An 18401-nucleotide genomic window follows, 5' to 3' on the forward strand; every position below is an offset into this window, starting at 1 on the left:
CATCCCGCTTGCTCATGCTGCTGGTGGTCCGGCTCGTGAACTCATCCAGGGGCTGGTACGAGGCATGAGAACTCCGGGGCCCCCTCATCCCCGCCGCCGTGGAGCCTGCCCGAAAGACGGGCCGGCTCGCATGTTCATTCACTGAAAATTGCGGGGAATGCTGTCCGACCACGTTCGCTCGCGCACCAGCGTGCCATTGCGCAGCAGCCTCTTGGTGAAGGTGACATGGAACATGGTGGCGTCCGATTCGATGCGCGATTGCGTGGCCAAGTCGATCTCACGCCCCGCAATCGTGAACACATTGCGGCGCTCGCCCTCGAAGCGCGCATGCGCCGGATCGGCATCCCTCACCTGCCAGCGGTAGGACTCTTTTGACTGGTAGTGGTTGTTGTCGATCTTCCAGGCGCTTTCACCCTGGGTGGTAACAGTGGATGTCCCCGTGGCCTCGTCGCGCACGCTGGTGGTCTGCGGCCCGCGGGTGTAGAGCTCGCGGCCAAAAGGCGCCTGTTCGCTCTTTTCGGGTGGCGGCAGACTGCAGGCCAGCGCGGCACTGCCCGCGGGCGGCACCACGGGCAGCTTCAGCCAGGTCTGGCTGCCCGTGAGCAACTGGGTGCTGCCCGCCGTGGGGCTGGGCCAGGCCATGGGAAACTGCGCGTTGGACACAGCCAGCCGTATGCGGTGGCCGGGCTCGAAGCGCCAGGTGGTGAAGTGGATGTTCGCCGCCAGCTCGACCGCCTCGCCGGGCACCAACGGCTGCGGGCTCAGCCTTGAAAATCGCTGGGCCGGGTTGATGAGTGCGCCGCTGATGAGCGTGACCTCGCCACTGGGCGCCACGTCCTCCAGCCGCACCGTCCACTGATACATGGGCGCATCCGCCACCACGCGCAGCTGCACCTGGGGCTGGCCCATGATCTCCACCGCCTGCGTGAGCGGCGGCGTGTCATACACCAGGCTATGGGCATCGTCTGCTGCCATGTCCCCGGTCTGCTCGCCCCACCAGTTGCCGCCCGCCATGCCGGTACCTGCGCGATAGACCAGACTGTCGGCGCCGGCCGCCCCGATGGACCTGTCCGTCAGGCCATGGCCCGCCTGTGCAAAGAGTTGCAGCGTGCTGCTGCCCGGCACCGGCCAGTCCTTCTCACAGCGCCACTGGCCGGGCACGGTGTCCCTGTCGGTCGCAGGCGGCTGCCAGGTGCGCATGAAGGCCGTCCAGCGCGGCTCATCGAGCACCCCGTTGTTCTTGTCCTTGAGCCAGTAATCCCACCAGCGCAGCGCCTTTTCGCGCCACTCGTAATTGGGGCCAGGGCTGCCGTATTCCGGCCAGGCGTGGTTCCAGGGGCCGATCTCGGCAATCACCGGTGCCCTGGCATTGCGCTTGACGTCCAGCACGAAGTCCCGGTAGCCGTCGAGCAGCCCGCCGATCAGGTAGGCGGGCACCTCCAGCGGCCCCTGCAGGCCCACCGACTCCTGGCGCCAGAAACTCCCGTCCTGCTGCTGGCGCATCCAGGTGAAGAGCCAGGGTTCGCGGTCGAAGCGGTTGCGAAAATACGCATCGTCCAGCGCATAGTCCGGGCTTTGCGGCATCGAGTTGTCGGTATCGATCTGGTGCGCGTAGTAGTCCAGGTGCAGTACACCGTCGATGTAGTGCACGTCGTTGTAGAACAGATCGGTGGAGCCGTGCGCCGCAATGATGGCCTTGAGCGCAGGCGGCTTTCTTTGCGCCGTCATCAGGGAATTGAAGGCGCTCCAGGAAACCCCGTACATGCCCACCTTGCCATTGGCCCAGGGCTTGGCGGCCAGCTGCCCCACCAGCTCGACCGCGTCGGCGATCTCGGCCTGCGAATACTCGCTCACCGGAATCGGGCCCTCGCTCGCTCCCGTGCCGCGCACGTCCACCCGGGCCAGGACGTAGCCGCGCCTGGCAAACCAGGCCCCGTATTCATAGTCGCCCAGCGCGAAGAAGTCGTCCTTGCGGTAGGGCACCATCTCCATGATGACCGGGAAGGTCTCGCCGGCCGCCCGGGCCGTGGGACGGTAGTAGGTCACCCCCAGGCGCACCCCATCGCGCATGGTGAGCATGTCCCGCTCCAGGGCGAAGGCGTAGGGCGCTGGGTCGTCTGGCGTGCCGCCCGAGCACCCCAGCAGGCTGGCCACGAACACCAGCGCGACCCACCACCGTGGGCGACGGGACAGGACTTGCCTGAAGAACATGCGTTTCTCCCTGGAAATGGTGGACTGCACCGCGGGCACCCCGGACGGGCTCCGGGCAGGCGCGCCTGCCGCGCGCCGCCAGCGTAGCAGAGCCCCGGGCGCGCGCGCGGCCCAAGGCGCGGCCGTGCACCCTCCTGTCCCCGGGTGTGCGGGTAAACCCCCTCAAGCGTGCACGGTGCGGCAAGCGTTTTGTGCACAGCCAGCACAGCAGTTCGCGGCCCTCCTTCCTACGATGGCGCATCGCCCCCCAGGCTGCCATGACGACAACGAAGGAGACCAGCATGACGACAACGCCATCCAGCAAGCGCCTGTGGCTGCAGCGCGCAGCCGCCACCGTGGGCACGCTCGCCTTTGCCCCCCGCCTGATGGCCCAGCAGAAGGCGGCGCCCGTGCGCGTGGGCTACGCCATCTCGCGCACCGGCCCGTGGGCTGCGGGCGCCCAGGTCAGCCAGGAGCCCAACTACCTGCTGTGGGCCGAGCAGGTGAACGCCGCCGGCGGTCTGAACGTGAAGGGCACGCGCCGCCCCATCGAGCTGATCGGCTACGACGACCGCAGCGAGACCGAAACCTGCGTGCGCACCTACCAAAAGCTCATGGGCAGCGACAAGGTGGATCTGATCCTGCCGCCCTGGGGTTCGGGCGCCAACTTCGCCATCGCGCCGTTGGCCAACCGCTTCGGCTACCCGCTGCTGTCGCCCACGGCGCTATCTCGCAAGCTGATCGACATGCAGCTGCCCTACTTCTTCTCGCTGCTGCAGCAGCCCGACAAGATGATGGGCGCGCTGGTGGACCTGCTGGTGGCGCAGCGTGTCAAGACTGTCGCCATCGTCTACATGGACGACCTGTTCGGCCTGGAGAATTTCGCCGCGCTCAACAGCTCCCTGAAAAAGACCGACATCCAGGTGGTCGAGCGCAAGAGCTACCCGCTGGGCGTCAAGGACCTGGCGCCGGTGCTGCGCGGCATCAAGGACCAGAACCCCGACGCCTTCATCGGCATCACCTACCCGCCGGATACCATCCTCGCCAGCCGCCAGGCGCGCGAGGTGGGCTTCAACCCGCGCTACTTCTACGCCTCGGTGGGCACGGCCTTCCAGCTCTACAAGAACGTGATGGCCGGCAACACCGAGGGCGTGCTGGGCATGGGCTCGTGGAACGGCAAGACCAGCCCCGAGGCGCAGGCGTATTTCGACGCCCACACCAGGAAGTTCGGCAAGGAGCCCGACCGCTGGGCCAGCGGCCACGCCTGGGCCGGCCTGCAGATCCTGCAGCAGGCGGTCGAGGCGGTGGGGCTGGACCGCAAGGCGCTGCGCGACCACGTGGCCCGGACCGAGTTCCCGACCATCCTCGGCCCGATCCGCTTTGCCGGCAGCGAGAACGCCTCCATCCCCGGCACCGTGGGCCAGTGGCAGGGCAGCGAGTTCGAGGTGGTGTGGCCGCCCGCGCGCGCCACGGCGCAGCTCATGGCACCCAAGCCGGCATGGAAGTGAACGACGCATGAGCTGGATTTCCTGGGCCGAGCTGCTGGCCGGCGGCCTCATCACGGGCGGCATCTACGCGCTCGTGGCGATCGGCCTGAACCTGCAGTACGGCCTGATGCGCATCATGAACATCTCGCACGGCGAGTTCCTGATGCTGGGCGCCTTCCTGACCTGGTGGGCGCACGTGCAGTGGGGCCTCTCGCCCCTGCTGCTGGTGCCGGTGGCCTTCGTGCTGCTGATGGGGCTGGGCATGCTGGTGCACGTGCTGTGCTTTCGGCGCCTGGCCGCGCGCGCGCCCAACGTGGACGTGTTCGAGGCGCGCAGCCTGATGGTGGGCTTCGGCCTGATGTTCCTGGTGCAGAACGCCGCCCTGCTGGCCTGGGGCGGCGACCTGCGCGGCTATGAATACCTGGCCGACCCGGTGCAGGTGGCCGGCATGCGCTTCACCGGCAACAAGCTGGTGCTGTTTGCCGTGGCGCTGGCGCTGTCGCTGGCCCTGATCGCGCTGCTGCGCTGGACGCTCTTGGGCAAGGCGGTGCGCGCGCTGATGCAGTCGCCCACCGGGGCGCAGCTGGTGGGCATCAACACCGCCCGGCTGCACCCGCTGATGTTCGGCATCGGCCTGGGCCTGTCGGGCGTGGCCGGGGCGCTCCTGTCCATGACCTACGAGATCTCGCCTTCCATGGGCGAGCCCTACACCATCACCGCGCTCATCGTCATCACGCTCGGCGGCTTCGGCAGCATTGCCGGCAGCCTCGCCGGCGGCCTGCTTTTGGGCGTGGTCGAGGCGCTGGGCATGCATTTTGGCAGCCCGTCCCTGAAGATGCTGCTGAGCTATGCGGTGTTCATCGGCGTGCTGATCTGGCGGCCCAACGGTCTGTTTTCGAAGAAGCGATGACGATGAATCCCCTGTTTGCCAAACCCTGGCTGCTGCTCGCGGCAGGCGTCGTGCTGGCCGCCCCCCTGCCCTGGCTGGCCTCGGACTTCGCCACCTCGGTGGCGCTCAGCTGCCTGATGTACATCGCCCTGGCGACCAGCTGGGCCATGTTCTGCGGCGCCACACGCTACCTGTCGCTGGCCACCTCGGCCTTTTTCGGAGTCGGCGCCTACACCTGCGCGGTGCTGCTGGAGGTGCTGCCCTGGCCGCTGGTCATCGCTTGCGGCGCGGCCATCGCGGCGCTGGTGGCGGCCGTCATGGGCGCGGCCGTGCTGCACCTGCGCGGCACCTACTTCGCCGTGCTCACCTTCGGCATGACCGAGCTGATCCGCCACGCCGTGACCTATGTGGAAAAGCAGGCCTCGGGCACGGTGGGCCGTGTGCTGGCCGTGGTGCCGAGCAACGAGACGGTGTACCTCACGGTGCTGCTGATCGCTGCGGCCGCCATCGCCACCGCGATTGCCGTGCAGCGCAGCCGCTTCGGCCTGGCCCTGGCGGGCATCGGCGCCGACGAGCAGCGCGCGCAGACCTTGGGCGTGGACACGCGCCGCACCAAGATCCTCGGCTTTGCGCTCACGGCCGCCTTCGCCGGGGCGGTGGGCGCGGCCATGGCCGTGCGCTGGACCTACATCGAGCCGCCGGCCGTCTTCAGCCCCTTCATCGGCTTCCAGACCGTGCTGATCGCGCTGATCGGCGGCGCCACCAGCCTGGCCGGGCCGGTGCTGGCGGCGGTGGTCTTCAGCATCCTGGCCGAGACGCTGCGCCTGCAGCTGCCCTATGGCTACATGATGGTGCTGGGCGGCCTTTTGATCCTGTGCGTGCTCTACCTGCCCGACGGCCTGGCGACACTGTGGCGCAGGAAGAAGGAGGTGTCCCATGGCTGAGCAGGCTCTGCTGCTGCAGGCGCGCGGCCTGACCGTGCGCTTTGGCGGCCTGACCGCGGTGGACGCGGTGGACGCGGACTTTCGCGCCGGCGAACTGGTGGGCATCATCGGCCCCAACGGCGCGGGCAAGACCACCTTCTTCAACGCCATCTCGGGCGTGCAGCCGCCGACCTCCGGCCAGCTGCTGGCCGGCGGCAGCGAACTGACCGGCCAGGCGCCGCACCGCTACGCCGCCCACGGCATTGCCCGCACCTTCCAGACGCCGCGCGTCTTCGGCAGCATGCGGGTGCGCGACAACGTGCGCTTTGGCATGCAGTTTGCCGGGCGCCACCGCAGCAGCCCGCCGGGCCTGCAAAGCGAGGACGACATCCTCACGCTGCTGGGCCTGGCGCACCTGGCCGAGCACCCGGCCGAGGACATCACGCCCGCCCAGCAGCGGCTGCTGGAGATCGGCATGGCCCTGGGCACGCGCCCACGACTGTTGCTGCTCGACGAGGTTGCCGCCGGCCTGACCGAAGCGGAGGTGGAGGCCATGGCCCAGCGCATCCGCCGCCTGCGCGACGACTGGGGCCTGGCCGTGGTGTGGATCGAGCACGCGGTGGCCACGCTGCTGCGCTACGTCGAGCGCGTGCTGGTGCTGCACCAGGGCCGCAAAATCGCCGACGCCACGCCCGAGGCCGTGGTGCGCGACGCCGCCGTGGTCGAGGCCTACCTGGGCGACACGCTGCAGGAAGGAGCGCAGCCATGACAACGACCGCTGCCACCGGAGCGTCCCTGGCCGTGCGCGGCCTGGGCGCGGGTTACAACGGCCTGGAAGTGCTCCGGGACATCACGCTCGACGCCCAGCCGGGCATCACCGTCATCCTGGGCCCCAACGGCGCCGGCAAGACCACTTTGCTCAAGGCGCTGGCGGGGCTGCTGCCGCGCCGCGGCTCGGTGCAGCTCGATGGCCGCGACGTGCCGGCCGGCAACGCCACCGCCTGCGTGCGCTCGGGCATGGCCCTGGTGGCCGAGGGCCGCCAGCTGTTTGCGCAGATGAGCGTCGCGGAGAACCTCGAACTCGGCGGCTGGCTGGCCACGCCGGCCGAGCGCGCGGAGCGCCTGGCGCAGGCATTTGCCGACTTTCCGCGCCTGCACGAGCGTGCCCAGCAGCTGGCCGGCACCATGAGCGGTGGCGAGCAACAAATGGTGGCCGTGGCCCGCGCCATGATGAGCCACCCGCGCCTCCTGATGCTCGACGAGCCTTCGCTGGGCCTGGCCCCCCGCATGGTCGATGAGCTGCTGGCCATCGCCCAGCGCATCGCGGCCCAGGGCGTGACGGTGCTGATGGTCGAGCAGAACGTACGCAAGGCGCTGCAGATCGCGCAGCGCGGCTATGTGCTCGAACGCGGCCGCATCGTGGCGGCCGACGACGCGCAGGCCCTGCTGCGCTCGGACGCGGTGCGCCGCGCCTATCTCGGCGTGGCCTGAACGCCCGCCCTTCCCCCTTTTCCCCCTTTCCCACCCGACCCGACACAGGAGTTCTTCGATGAGCGCGATTTCCATGCTGATCCACGGCGAGCGCCGCGCCGCCGGCAATGGCGCCACCTTCGAGCGGCGCAACCCGCTCGACGGCAGCGTGGCCACCGTGGCGCCCGCGGCCACGACGGCCGATGCCGTCGCCGCGGTCCAGGCCGCGGCCGACGCCTTTCCCGCCTGGGCGGCGCTCGGCCCGAACGCCCGCCGCGCGCTGCTGCAAAAGGCCGCAGCCGCCCTGCTGGCGCGCGAGGGCGATTTCGTGCGCGCCATGGCCGCCGAGACCGGCGCCTCGGCCCTGTGGGCCGGCTTCAACGTCCAGCTGGCCGCCGGCCTGTTGCAGGAGGCCGCGGCGCTGACCACACAGATCGCCGGCGAGGTCATCCCGTCCGACGTGCCCGGCAGCCTGGCCATGGGCGTGCGCCAGCCCGCCGGCGTGGTGCTGGGCATCGCGCCATGGAACGCCCCGGTCATCCTGGGCACGCGCGCCGTGGCCACGCCGCTGGCCTGCGGCAACACGGTGGTGCTCAAGGGCTCGGAGCTGTGCCCGTCCACGCACGGCCTGATCATCGACGCGCTGCAAGAGGCCGGCCTGCCGCCGGGCGCGGTCAACTTCATCACCAACGCGCCCGAAAACGCGGCCGCCGTGGTCGAGGCCATGGTGGCGCACCCGGCGGTGCGGCGCGTGAACTTCACCGGCTCCACGCGCGTGGGCCGCCTGCTGGCGCAGACCTGCGCCAGGTACCTGAAGCCCGCGGTGCTGGAGCTCGGCGGCAAGGCACCCTTCGTGGTGCTGGACGACGCCGACCTGGGCGCCGCCGTGGATGCGGCCGTGTTCGGCGCCTTCGCCAACTCGGGCCAGATCTGCATGTCCACCGAGCGCATCATCGTGGACGCGAGCGTGGCCGACGAGTTCGCCGCCCGCCTGGCCGCCCGCGCGCAGGCCCTGCCCCTGGGCGACCCGCGCCAGGGCCCGGTGGTGCTGGGCTCGGTGGTGGACATGACCACCGTGCAGCGCTGCAACGCGCTGATCGACGACGCCCTGGCCAAGGGCGCGCAGCTGCTGTGCGGGGGCCGGGCCGACAGCACGCTGATGCCCGCCACCGTGCTGGACCACGTCACGCGCGACATGCAGATCTACCACGAGGAGTCGTTCGCGCCGGTCAAGGCCATCGTGCGCGTGCAGGGGGTGCAGGAGGCGATCGCCTGCGCCAACGACAATGAGTTCGGCCTGTCCTCGGCCATCTTCGGCCGCGACGTGGCCCGTGCCTGGCAGGTGGCCGCGCGCATCGAGGCCGGCATCTGCCACATCAACGGCCCCACGGTGCACGACGAGGCGCAGATGCCGTTCGGCGGCGTCAAGCAGTCGGGCTATGGGCGCTTCGGCGGCATGGACGGGGTACGGGAATTCACCGAGCTGCGCTGGATCACGGTGCAGACCACGCCGCGGCACTACCCATTCTGAGGACTCTCGAAAGCATAGCTGCAGGCCCTTGTGCACCAAGGGGTTGCAGCTGTTTTCATGGAAATTTCACAAGGCCGCTGGCCGGGCGGCATGGGGCGTCAGGCGTCAGGCGTCAGCCGCCAGGCGTGACCCCAGCCGCGCCCACTTCTTCCAGCGGCCAGCGCGGCTTGACGTCGAAGGCGTAGTCGCGCCGCGGCTGCTCAAGGCCCGCCTGCAGCCGCATGGCAGCGGCCATGGCGATCATGGCGCCGTTGTCGGTGCACAGGTGCAGCTCGGGGTAGTGCACGCGCACGCCGCGCTCGGCGCAGGCCGCGTCGAGCTGCGCGCGCAGGCGCCGGTTGGCACCCACGCCGCCGGCCACCACCACGCGCGTGAGGCCGGTGGCGGCCAGCGCGGCCAGCGTCTTCCTGACCAGCACATCGACGATGGCCGCCTGCGTGCTGGCCGCAAGGTCTGCGCTGCGCCCGGGCAGGTCGTCGCCGAGCTTGCGCGCCTGCGTGAGCACGGCCGTCTTCAGGCCGGCGAAGGAAAAATCCAGGTCGCCGCTGTGCAGCAGCGGGCGCGGCAGCTTGAAGGCGGCCGGCTCACCCTGCTCGGCCAGGCGCGACAGCGCTGGCCCGCCCGGGTAGCCCAGGCCGAGCAGCTTGGCCGATTTGTCGAAGGCCTCGCCGGCCGCGTCGTCGATGGTCTCGCCCAGCAGCTCATAGCGGCCTACGCCATCGACCCGCATCAGCTGCGTGTGCCCGCCCGAGACCAGCAGGGCGACGAAGGGAAACTCGGGCGGGTCGGCGCTCAGGAAGGGCGACAGCAGATGGCCCTCCAGGTGGTGCACCCCGATCACGGGCCGGTCCAGCGCGGCGGCGAGCGCGCACGCCACGCCGGCGCCCACCAGCAGCGCGCCGGCCAGGCCTGGCCCGCGCGTGTAGGCCACCACGTCCACCTCGGCCAGTGCCACGCCGGCCTGGGCCAGCACCGCCTCGGTCAGCGGCAGCACGCGGCGGATGTGGTCGCGGCTGGCAAGCTCGGGTACCACGCCGCCATAGGCTTGGTGCATCTCGATCTGGCTGTGCAGCGCGTGCGCCAGCAGCTGCGGCAGGGCAGCACCCCCGCCCGCGCGCACCAGCGCCACGCCCGTTTCGTCGCAGGAGGACTCAAAGCCCAGGATCAGCTCGCTCATGCGGCCGAAGTGTAGTGGCGCCCCGGCGCCCTGGACGGCGGGGGGGCATGGCCGGGCGCGACTGGCCGGACGTGGCTCAATGCCCGCCGGTGATGTACTGCTCCATCTGCTCGATCAGGAACTGCTGGTGCGAGATCACGTTCTTGACCAGGTCGCCGATGGAGACCAGCCCGACCACGCGGTCGTCCTCCACCACGGGCAGGTGGCGCAGGCGGTTTCGGGTCATCAGCGCCATGCATTCCTCGCTGCTCTGCGAAGGGTGCACGAAGCGCACGGCGTGCGTCATGATCTCGCTGACCGGCGTGTCGCCCGAGGAGCGGCCTTGCAGCACCACTTTGCGCGCGTAATCGCGCTCGGTGAAGATGCCGGCGATCTCGTCGCCCTCCATCACCAGCAGCGCGCCTATGCCCTTGTCGGCCATGCGCTGCAGCGCGGTGAGCACGCTGTCCGTGGGCGAGACGCTGTATACCTGGTTGTCGGGCTTGGTCCTTAGGATTTCTGCAACGTTGGTCATGGGGCCTCCCGGGCAAAGTGGACGGATGGGTCTGTGCCCTAGTGTTTGCACAACACGGCGGCCGGCGCAACCCGGCCCAACCCGGGGCGCCTGCGGCCTGTGTAAAGAATCATGAAGCCCACTACCATGCGCCTTCGTCGCCGCTGCCTTGTGCGACAGTTTCCCTTTTCCGTATGTGAGCGTCTGCGCCCGGCCGGGCCCGTGCCCGTGCGCGCAGCCGCGCTGCTGCCCCCTCTCTGCCTTCGATCGTGTTCCATGAGCATTGCCGTGTTTGATGAAGCCCGCCGCCTGCAACCAATGCGCCGCGCCGCGCGCCTGGGCTTGGCCACGGCAGCCCTGGCGCTGGCGCTGGCCGGCTGCAAGGGCGAGGGCAGCAGCAAGGCGGATGGCGGCCAAGCGCCCGCCGCGCCGCCCGAGGTGGGCGTCGCCACGCTGGCGCCCGAGCGCCAGGTCGTCACCACCGAGCTGCCCGGGCGCACCAGCGCCTCGCTCATGGCCGAGATCCGGCCACAGGTCGGCGGCATCGTGCAAAAACGCCTGTTCACCGAGGGCGCCGCGGTGCGCGCCGGCCAGGTGCTCTACCAGATCGACCCGGCCAGCTTCGAGGTGGCGCTGGCCTCGGCCCAGGCGCAGCAGTCCAAGGCACGCGCGGCGCTGGCCACGGCCGAGTCCAACGCCCGGCGCAACGCCGAGCTGCTCAAGATCGACGCCATCAGCCGCCAGCTGCACGACGACAGCCAGGCCGCCGCCCAGCTGGCCCGCTCGGACGTGGAGGTGGCCGCCGCCGCCGTGCGCGCCGCGCGCATCAACCTGGGCTACACCCAGGTCAAGTCGCCCATTGCCGGGCGCACCAGCACCTCCACCGTCACGCCGGGCGCGCTGGTGACGGCCAACCAGGCCGCGGCGCTGACCACGGTCACGCAGATCGACCCGCTCTACGTGGACATCACCCAGTCCAGCACCGAGCTGCTGCGCCTGAAAAACGAGCTGGCCAGCGGTCGCATCCGCCGCGACGGCAGCGGCGAGGCCACGCGCGTGGCCATCGTGCTCGACGACGGCAGCACCTACGCCCACGCGGCGCGCCTGCAGTTCAGCGGCGTGCAGGTCAACCCCGGCACGGGCGCCATCACGCTGCGCGCGGTGCTGCCCAATCCGGACGGCGTGCTGATGCCCGGCATGTATGTGCGCGCGGTGCTGCAGGCCGGCGTGAACGAGGCGGCGCTGCTGGCGCCGCAGCAGTCCGTCACGCGCGACCCCGCGGGCAACGCCAGCGTGCTCGTGGTCACGCCCGAGGACAAGGTCGAGCGCCGCCGCATCGTGACCGGCGCGGCCGTGGCCGACCGCTGGGAGGTGCTGTCGGGCCTGGCCGCGGGCGAGCGCGTGCTGGTCGACGGCAGCCAGCGCGTGCGCCCGGGCGACAGCGTGCGCCCCGTGCCCTGGGCCCCGCGCGCCAGCGGCGACAAGGGCCAGGGGCCGGGCGCCCCCACCCCGCCGTCTGCCACCCCTGCCGCTGCGCGCTGACCGGCCATGGCGCAGTTCTTCATCAATCGCCCGGTCTTTGCCTGGGTGCTGGCCATCGTCGTCATGCTGGCCGGCGCGCTGTCCATCTTCACGCTGCCGCTGGAGATGTACCCCGACATCGCTCCGCCGCGCGTGACCATCAACACCACCTACACCGGCGCCTCGGCCGAGACGGTGGAAAACTCCGTCACCCAGGTCATCGAGCAGCAGCTCAAGGGCCTGGACAACCTGCTGTACATGCAGTCCACCAGCGACTCGGCCGGCCGCTCGCGCACCACGCTCACCTTCGCTCCCGGCGCCGACATCGACGTGGCCCAGGTGCAGGTGCAGAACAAGCTGCAGGGCGCGCTCAACCGCCTGCCCGAGGCCGTGAAAAGCCGGGGCGTGTTCGTCAACAAGGGCGGGCAGGACTACCTCGTCACCTACGTCTTCACTTCGCCCGACCCGCATGTGTCGCAGGTGACGATCGGCGACTACCTGACCAGCAACGTGGTGGACGTGATCGCCCGGGTGGATGGCGTGGGCGACGTGACGGTGTTCGGCACCAGCTACGCCATGCGCATCTGGATGGACCCGCAGCTGCTGGAGAAATACGCGCTCATGCCGTCGGACCTGGTGGCGGCGCTCAATGCGCAGAACGTGCAGGTCTCGGCCGGTCAGCTCGGGGCGCTGCCGGCCGTGCCGGGCCAGATGCTCAACGCCACGGTCACGGCGCGCTCCAAGCTGCAAACCGTGCAGGAGTTCCAGGACATCGTGCTCAAGGCGCAGAGCGACGGCTCGGTGGTCACCATGGCCGACGTGGCGCGCGTGGCGCTGGAGGCGGACAACCTCACCGTGCGCTCCATCCTGAACGGCCAGCCCGGCGCCGGCCTGGGGATCGTGCTGGCCGACGGCGCCAACGCCATGGCCGTGGCCGACGCGGTGGCGGCAAAGATTGCCGAGCTGGCGCCCTACTTCCCGGACGGCATCACCGGCTTCGTCAGCTCCGACACCACGCCCTTCGTGCGCGCCTCGCTACACGAGGTGGTCAAGACCCTGGCCGAGGCCATGGTGCTGGTCACGCTGGTGATGTTCTTATTCCTGCAGAACTTCCGCGCCACGCTGATCCCGGCCATCGCCGTGCCGGTGGTGCTGCTGGGCACGCTGGGCGTGCTCTCGGCCATGGGCTACTCCATCAACATGCTGACCATGTTCGCCCTGGTGCTGGCCATCGGCCTGCTGGTGGACGACGCCATCGTGGTGGTGGAGAACGTCGAGCGCGTCATGAGCGAGGAGGGCCTGCCGGCCAAGGAAGCCACGCGCAAGTCCATGCGCGAAATCACCCCGGCGCTGGTGGGCATCGGCCTGACGCTGTCGGCGGTGTTCGTGCCCATGGCCTTCTTTGCCGGCTCGGTGGGCGTCATCTACCGGCAGTTCTCGGTGACCATCGTCGCCGCCATGGCGCTGTCGGTGTTCGTCGCGCTCACGCTCACGCCGGCGCTGTGCGCCACGCTGCTCAAGCCCATCGCCCACGACAAGGCCGGGCGCACGCCGCGCGCCGGGCCGCTGGGCTGGCTGGACCGCTTCTTCAACGGCTTCAACCATTATTTCGACGCCGGCGCCACGCGTTATCAGGGTACGGTCGCGCGCCTGCTGCGCCGCACCGGGCGCATGGCCCTCCTGTTCGCGGTGGTGCTGGCGGCCGTGGCCTTGATGTTCCGCGCCCTGCCCACGTCCTTTCTGCCCAACGAGGACCAGGGCTTCGTGCGCGTGAACGTCACCCTGCCTTCCGGAGCGACCGACGCGCGCCTGGCCGAGGTGATGGACCAGGTGCGCCTGTACTTCAAGGACCAGCCCGAGGTCTTCAGCACCAACGCCATCCTGGGTTTCAATGGCAACCAGAGCTCGGGCAGCATGTTCGTGCGCCTGACCACCTGGGCCGAGCGGCCGTTGCCTTCGCAGTCCGCCGAGCACATAGCGCGCGCGGCCAACAAGGCGCTGGCGCGCATCCGCGACGCACGCATCTTCGTCACCCTGCCGCCGCCGGTGCGCGGCCTGGGCTCGAGCGCCGGCATCAACTTCGTGCTCAAAGACCTGAACGGCCTGGGCCACGACGCGCTGATGCAGGCCAAGGACGACCTGATCGCCGCCGCGCGCGACGTGCCGCAGCTCATCAACATGCGCACCACGGGTTTTGACGACACGTCTGAGCTGAAGGTAGTGGTGGACGACCGCAAGGCCGCCGCGCTCGGCCTGTCCACCAGCGACATCAACCAGGTCCTGTCCACTGCCCTGGGCGGCAACTACGTCAACGACTTCATCCACAACGGCCGCGTCAAGCGCGTCTATTTGCAGGGCGATGCACCGTATCGCATGCTGCCGCAGGACATCGGCCAGTGGGCGGTGCGCAACAAGAACGGCGAGATGGTGCGCTTCGCCTCGTTCGCCACCACCACCTGGACCAGCGGCTCGCCCCAGCTCATGCGCTACAACGGCAGTCCGGCGCTGGAGATGGATGCCAACACGGCCCCCGGCGCGAGCTCGGGCGACGCCATGGCCGCCGTCGAGGCCATCATGGCGAAGATGCCGCCGGGCATCGGCTTCGAGTGGACGGGCGCCTCGCTGCAGGAGCGCCAGTCGGGCGCGCAGGCGCCCATGCTGTACGCCGTGTCCATCCTGTTCGTGTTCCTGTGCCTGGCTGCGCTGTACGAGAGCTGGAGCGTGCCGGTCTCGGTCATGTTGGCCGTGCCGCTGGGCGTGATCGGCGCGCTCGTCGCCACCTACACGCGCGGCATGGCCAACGACGTGTACTTCCAGGTGGGGCTGCTCACCACCGTGGGCCTGGCGTCCAAGAACGCCATCCTGATCGTCGAGTTCGCCGTGCAGCTGCAGGAGCGCGGCCTGTCGATCATCGAGGCCACGGTGCAGGCCGTGCGCCTGCGCCTGCGGCCCATCCTGATGACGTCGCTGGCGTTTGGCTTCGGCGTGCTGCCGCTGGCCATCGGCACCGGCGCGGGCGCCGGCGGGCGCCAGGCCATCGGCACGGCCGTGCTGGGCGGCATGGTGTTCTCCACCCTGCTGGGCATCTTCTTCGTGCCCGTGTTCTTCCTGGTCGTGCGCCGCCTGTTCACGCGCGGCGCGGCCCGCGCGGCGGATGACGGCGCCGCCACCCCACACACCGCCGCCTCCTCGCCATGACTCCCGTGCCCTGCCTGCCCACCCCTTGCGCGCCCCGACCGCTGGCGCGCGCCGCCCTGCTGGCCCTGCCCCTGCTGTTGCCGGCCTGCATGTCGCTGGCGCCGCCCTACGAGGCACCGGCGCTGCCCGTGCCGGCCGCGCTGCAGGCCGAGCCCGGCGCCGAGGTGCCGCTGGCGCCCCTGGCCGGCGAGGCCGGGCACGCCGACTTCGTGCAGGACGCGCGCCTGCGCGCCCTGGTGCAGCAGGCGCTGGCCGGCAACCGCGAGCTGCGCGTGGCCGTGCTGGCCGTGGAGCGCGCCCGCGCGCAGTACGGCATCGCCCAGGCCGACCGCCTGCCCAGCGTGGCCGGCACGGGCAGCGCCAGCCGCGCGCGCACGGCCGACGACCTCACGGCCGCCGGGCGCGGCAACACGGCCAGCCAGTACAGCGTGGGCGTGGGCCTGGCCGGCTTCGAGCTCGACTTCTGGGGCCGCGTGCGCAACCTGAACGAGGCGGCGCTGCAGGAGTTCCTGCGCAGCCAGGACAACCAGGCCAGTGCCCGCATCAGCGTGGCCAGCGAAGTCATGCTGGCCTGGCTGGCGCTGGACGCCGACGCGCGCCGCCTGCACCTGGCACGCGCCACGCTGCAGGCGCGCGAGCAGCAGCTGGAGCTGACCCGACGCAGCCACGAGCTGGGCGCCACCTCGGGCCTGACGCTGGCGCAGGTGCAGACCACGGTCGATGCCGCCCGCGCCGAGGCCGGCGCCTTCGAGGCCCAGGTGGCGCGCGGGCGCAACCTGCTGGCGCTGCTCGTGGGCGCGCCGGTGCCGACCAACCTGCTGCCGCCGGGCGTGCAGGCGCTGGCCGGGGCGACGCCAGCTGCCACCCGTTTCAGCCCGGTGCAGGCAGGCCCGGCGCTGCCGCCCCCCGCGCCCGCCACCGCACTGCCCGAGGTGCCCGCCGGCCTGCCCTCGCAGGTGCTGCTGGCACGCCCGGACGTGCGCGCGGCCGAGCATGCCCTGCAGGCCACGCACGCGCAGATCGGCGCGGCACGCGCGGCCTTCTTCCCGACCATCAGCCTGACGGCCTCGGTGGGCACGGCCAGCAACGAGCTGTCGGGCCTGTTCGCCGGCGGCAACGGCACCTGGAGCTTCGCCCCGCAGATCCGCCTGCCTTTGCTGGACACCGGCCGCAACCGCGCCAGCCTGCGCGTGGCCGAGGTGGCGCGCGAGACGGCGCTGGCGCAGTACGAGCGCGCCATCCAGGGCGCCTTTCGCGAGGTCATGGACGCGCTGGCCGACCGCGGCACCCTGGCCGGCCGCCTGGCCGCCCAGCGCTCGCTGCTGGAGGCCACGCGGCGCGCGTTCGAGCTGTCGGAGGCGCGCTTTCGCCTGGGTGCCGACAGCTACCTGGGCGTGCTCGATGCCCAGCGCAGCCTGTACGCCGCCGAGCAGGGCCTGATCGCCCTGCAGCAGGCCGAGCAGGCCAACCGCGTGGCGCTGTACCGCGCCCTGGGCGGGCGCTGGGAGGCGGGTCAGCTCCTCGAACCATAGCTGCCCGTCCAGCACTGGCAACGGTTTCCGCGGTTTTCAATACAAAACCGGGTAGCCGGGCAGGCGCCGCAGAACCATATAACCACGCGTCATCAGCCAACCCCCACAATCTGCGTTTTCGCATAACGGACGTACAGGCGGCGCAGCATGGGCATCAGCCACTACCTCAAGGACATCGGCCGCGGCGCGCGCGGTGCCCAGGCGCTGGATCGCGCGCAGGCGGCCGACCTGTTCGGCCAGCTGCTCGACGGCCAGGCCACCGACCTGGAAGTGGGTGCCTTCTGCCTGGCCATGCGCATCAAGGGCGAGACGGCCGAGGAGATGTGCGGCTTTCTCGACGCCGTGCAGGCGCGCATGGCACTGCTGCCGCCCTCGCCCGGCGTTCTGCCGCTGGTCGTGCTGCCCAGCTATAACGGCGCGCGCCGGCTGCCCGTGCTCACGCCGCTGCTGGCCCTGCTGCTGGCGCGCGAGGGCCTGCCGGTGCTGCTGCACGGCATGCGCACCGAGGAGCGCCGCGTCACCGCGCCCGAAGTGCTGCAGGCCCTGGGCGTACCCGCGCTTGCCTCCGCCACGGCCGTGGCGCCGGGCGCGGTGGCGCACCTGGCCAGCGCCGCGCTGCTGCCCGGCCTGGCGCGCCTGCTGACGGTGCGCGAGGTGATCGGCCTGCGCACACCGGCGCACAGCGTGGCCAAGCTGCTGGCGCCCTGCGCCGGGCCGACGCTGGTGGTCACCAGCCACACCCATGCCGACTACCTGGACCTGACCTGCGCCGTGGCGCAGACGCGCGCCATGCACCTGTTCGTCTCGCGCGGCCTGGAGGGCGAGGTGGCGGCCGACCCGCGCCGCCAGGCACGCCATGACGGCTTCGTGGCCGGCCGGCAGGTGCTGGCAAGCCCCCAGGAGCCAGGCACGGCCGACAGCGTGCCCGGCCTGCCCGCCGCCATAGACGCGGTCAGCACCGGCCATTACACCCGGGCCGTGCTGGCGGGCGACCTGCCCGTGCCCGCGCCGCTGGCCCGCCAGGTGCGTCACATCATGCAGCTGGCCCGCCAGGTCGGCGCCTTGAACCAGGAGAGCCTTCATGCCTGACACCCCTCAGCGCCCCCTGGGCAGCTGCACCCTGGTCGGCGCCGGCCCGGGCGACCCCGAACTGCTCACCCTGAAGGCCGCGCGCGCCATCGCGCGCGCCACGGTGCTGCTGGTCGATGACCTGGTGAGCGAGGACATCGTGGCGCTGGCGCCGGCCAGCGCGCGCATCGTGCACGTGGGCAAGCGCGGGGGCTGCCGCAGCACGCCCCAGGCCTTCATCGAGCGGCTGATGGTGGCCGAGGTGCGCGCGGGCGAGACGGTGGTACGCCTGAAGGGCGGCGACCCCTTCATCTTCGGGCGCGGCGGCGAAGAGGCCGAGGCGCTGCGCGCCGCCGGCATCGAGCCCGTGGTGGTCAACGGCATCACCGCCGGGCTGGCCGGACCCACGGCGCTGGGCGTGCCGCTGACCCACCGCGCGCACGCCCAGGGCGTGGTCTTGCTGACCGGCCATGCCCAGCCCGGCGGCGCCGGGGTGGACTGGCCGCTGCTGGCCGCCACCGCCAGCCAGGCGCGGCTGACCCTGGTCATCTACATGGGCATGCGCGGCGCACGGCAGATCCAGGACGGCCTGCTGGCCGGAGGCCTGGCCGCCGACACGCCCGTGGCCGTGGTGCAGCATGCCAGCCTGCCCCACCAGCGCCACGCCACCACGACGCTGGCCGCGCTGCACGTGACCCTGGCGCGCGAGGGACTGGCCAGCCCCAGCGTGATCGTGGTGGGCGACGTGGTGCGGGGCATGGGGGCGCTGGCCGGGCCGCGGCTGGATGCGGTGCGACAAGCGGCTGCCGCCGGCTGACGGCGCCGGCCCGGTTCCGCTGCACAATCGCGCACCCGCTCCTTCCCGCGGCGGGCGCCGTGGGACCGTGAGCCCGCGCCGCCCGGCGGCGCCGCCCTGCCCTGT

14 protein-coding genes are annotated in these 18401 nt (G+C 71.1%); 11 read left to right on the forward strand and 3 right to left on the reverse strand.

Going from position 1 to position 18401, the window contains the following annotated elements:
- Positions 1–138: 138 nt before the first annotated feature.
- Positions 139–2211: a CocE/NonD family hydrolase gene (locus RT051_RS06335; protein WP_313073814.1), complete on the reverse strand. Its 2073-nt coding sequence runs from the start codon at positions 2209–2211 to the stop codon at positions 139–141.
- A gap of 281 nt (positions 2212–2492) precedes the next feature.
- Between RT051_RS06335 and RT051_RS06340 the strand changes: the two genes are divergently transcribed.
- From RT051_RS06340 to RT051_RS06365, 6 genes are read left to right on the forward strand one after another with little or no spacing between them, the layout of a single operon-like run.
- Positions 2493–3698: an amino acid ABC transporter substrate-binding protein gene (locus RT051_RS06340; RefSeq protein ID WP_313073817.1), complete on the forward strand. Its 1206-nt coding sequence runs from the start codon at positions 2493–2495 to the stop codon at positions 3696–3698.
- Between the two features lie 7 nt (positions 3699–3705).
- Entirely contained in the window at positions 3706–4587 is an 882-nt protein-coding gene (locus RT051_RS06345) for a branched-chain amino acid ABC transporter permease (RefSeq protein WP_313073820.1), read from the forward strand.
- Positions 4584–5510, forward strand: coding sequence for a branched-chain amino acid ABC transporter permease (locus RT051_RS06350; RefSeq protein WP_409520557.1), 927 nt, complete (start codon positions 4584–4586; stop codon positions 5508–5510). The genes RT051_RS06345 and RT051_RS06350 overlap by 4 nt, the downstream gene beginning before the upstream one ends.
- Positions 5503–6258 carry an ABC transporter ATP-binding protein gene (locus RT051_RS06355; RefSeq protein ID WP_313073823.1) on the forward strand — a complete coding sequence of 252 codons (756 nt, stop codon included), beginning with the start codon at positions 5503–5505 and terminating at the stop codon, positions 6256–6258. The genes RT051_RS06350 and RT051_RS06355 overlap by 8 nt, the downstream gene beginning before the upstream one ends.
- A complete protein-coding gene (locus RT051_RS06360; protein ID WP_313073825.1) occupies positions 6255–6980 on the forward strand; it encodes an ABC transporter ATP-binding protein in 726 nt (241 codons plus the stop codon). The genes RT051_RS06355 and RT051_RS06360 overlap by 4 nt, the downstream gene beginning before the upstream one ends.
- Before the next feature lie 58 nt (positions 6981–7038).
- Complete coding sequence (locus tag RT051_RS06365; RefSeq protein WP_313073828.1) at positions 7039–8490, forward strand: aldehyde dehydrogenase; 1452 nt, start codon at positions 7039–7041, stop codon at positions 8488–8490.
- Positions 8491–8602: 112 nt separating this feature from the next.
- Here the strand turns inward: RT051_RS06365 and tsaD are convergent, their stop codons facing one another.
- On the reverse strand, positions 8603–9667 hold the full coding sequence (tsaD, locus tag RT051_RS06370; protein WP_313073831.1) for a tRNA (adenosine(37)-N6)-threonylcarbamoyltransferase complex transferase subunit TsaD: 1065 nt from the start codon (positions 9665–9667) through the stop codon (positions 8603–8605).
- A gap of 76 nt (positions 9668–9743) precedes the next feature.
- Positions 9744–10181, reverse strand: coding sequence for a CBS domain-containing protein (locus RT051_RS06375; protein WP_313073834.1), 438 nt, complete (start codon positions 10179–10181; stop codon positions 9744–9746).
- A gap of 255 nt (positions 10182–10436) precedes the next feature.
- Between RT051_RS06375 and RT051_RS06380 the strand changes: the two genes are divergently transcribed.
- From RT051_RS06380 to cobA, 5 genes are all read left to right on the forward strand, one after another.
- Positions 10437–11702, forward strand: a complete 1266-nt coding sequence (locus RT051_RS06380) for an efflux RND transporter periplasmic adaptor subunit (RefSeq protein WP_409520558.1) — start codon at positions 10437–10439, stop codon at positions 11700–11702.
- Between the two features lie 6 nt (positions 11703–11708).
- A complete protein-coding gene (locus RT051_RS06385; RefSeq protein ID WP_313073837.1) occupies positions 11709–14879 on the forward strand; it encodes an efflux RND transporter permease subunit in 3171 nt (1056 codons plus the stop codon).
- Entirely contained in the window at positions 14876–16411 is a 1536-nt protein-coding gene (locus RT051_RS06390) for a TolC family protein (protein ID WP_313073840.1), read from the forward strand. Before RT051_RS06385 ends, RT051_RS06390 begins: the two co-directional genes overlap by 4 nt.
- A 147-nt stretch (positions 16412–16558) precedes the next feature.
- Positions 16559–17500: a DNA-binding protein YbiB gene (gene ybiB / locus RT051_RS06395; protein WP_313073842.1), complete on the forward strand. Its 942-nt coding sequence runs from the start codon at positions 16559–16561 to the stop codon at positions 17498–17500.
- On the forward strand, positions 17493–18296 hold the full coding sequence (gene cobA, locus RT051_RS06400; RefSeq protein ID WP_313073845.1) for a uroporphyrinogen-III C-methyltransferase: 804 nt from the start codon (positions 17493–17495) through the stop codon (positions 18294–18296). The genes ybiB and cobA overlap by 8 nt, the downstream gene beginning before the upstream one ends.
- The last annotated feature ends 105 nt before the right edge of the window (positions 18297–18401 follow it).

The sequence above is a fragment of the Melaminivora sp. genome (genome assembly GCF_032059615.1).
Classification (GTDB): domain Bacteria; phylum Pseudomonadota; class Gammaproteobacteria; order Burkholderiales; family Burkholderiaceae_C; genus Melaminivora.

What these genes read in the sequence shown, in the direction of transcription:
- RT051_RS06340 (WP_313073817.1), top strand. Translation starts at nt 2,493, where the DNA reads ATGACGACAACGCCATCCAGCAAGCGCCTGTGGCTGCAGCGCGCAGCC.
- RT051_RS06350 (WP_409520557.1), top strand. Translation starts at nt 4,584, where the DNA reads ATGACGATGAATCCCCTGTTTGCCAAACCCTGGCTGCTGCTCGCGGCA.
- RT051_RS06365 (WP_313073828.1), top strand. Translation starts at nt 7,039, where the DNA reads ATGAGCGCGATTTCCATGCTGATCCACGGCGAGCGCCGCGCCGCCGGC.
- RT051_RS06390 (WP_313073840.1), top strand. Translation starts at nt 14,876, where the DNA reads ATGACTCCCGTGCCCTGCCTGCCCACCCCTTGCGCGCCCCGACCGCTG.
- RT051_RS06375 (WP_313073834.1), bottom strand. Translation starts at nt 10,181, where the DNA reads ATGACCAACGTTGCAGAAATCCTAAGGACCAAGCCCGACAACCAGGTA.
- ybiB (WP_313073842.1), top strand. Translation starts at nt 16,559, where the DNA reads ATGGGCATCAGCCACTACCTCAAGGACATCGGCCGCGGCGCGCGCGGT.
- cobA (WP_313073845.1), top strand. Translation starts at nt 17,493, where the DNA reads ATGCCTGACACCCCTCAGCGCCCCCTGGGCAGCTGCACCCTGGTCGGC.
- RT051_RS06355 (WP_313073823.1), top strand. Translation starts at nt 5,503, where the DNA reads ATGGCTGAGCAGGCTCTGCTGCTGCAGGCGCGCGGCCTGACCGTGCGC.
- RT051_RS06385 (WP_313073837.1), top strand. Translation starts at nt 11,709, where the DNA reads ATGGCGCAGTTCTTCATCAATCGCCCGGTCTTTGCCTGGGTGCTGGCC.
- RT051_RS06360 (WP_313073825.1), top strand. Translation starts at nt 6,255, where the DNA reads ATGACAACGACCGCTGCCACCGGAGCGTCCCTGGCCGTGCGCGGCCTG.
- tsaD (WP_313073831.1), bottom strand. Translation starts at nt 9,667, where the DNA reads ATGAGCGAGCTGATCCTGGGCTTTGAGTCCTCCTGCGACGAAACGGGC.
- RT051_RS06345 (WP_313073820.1), top strand. Translation starts at nt 3,706, where the DNA reads ATGAGCTGGATTTCCTGGGCCGAGCTGCTGGCCGGCGGCCTCATCACG.
- RT051_RS06335 (WP_313073814.1), bottom strand. Translation starts at nt 2,211, where the DNA reads ATGTTCTTCAGGCAAGTCCTGTCCCGTCGCCCACGGTGGTGGGTCGCG.
- RT051_RS06380 (WP_409520558.1), top strand. Translation starts at nt 10,437, where the DNA reads ATGAGCATTGCCGTGTTTGATGAAGCCCGCCGCCTGCAACCAATGCGC.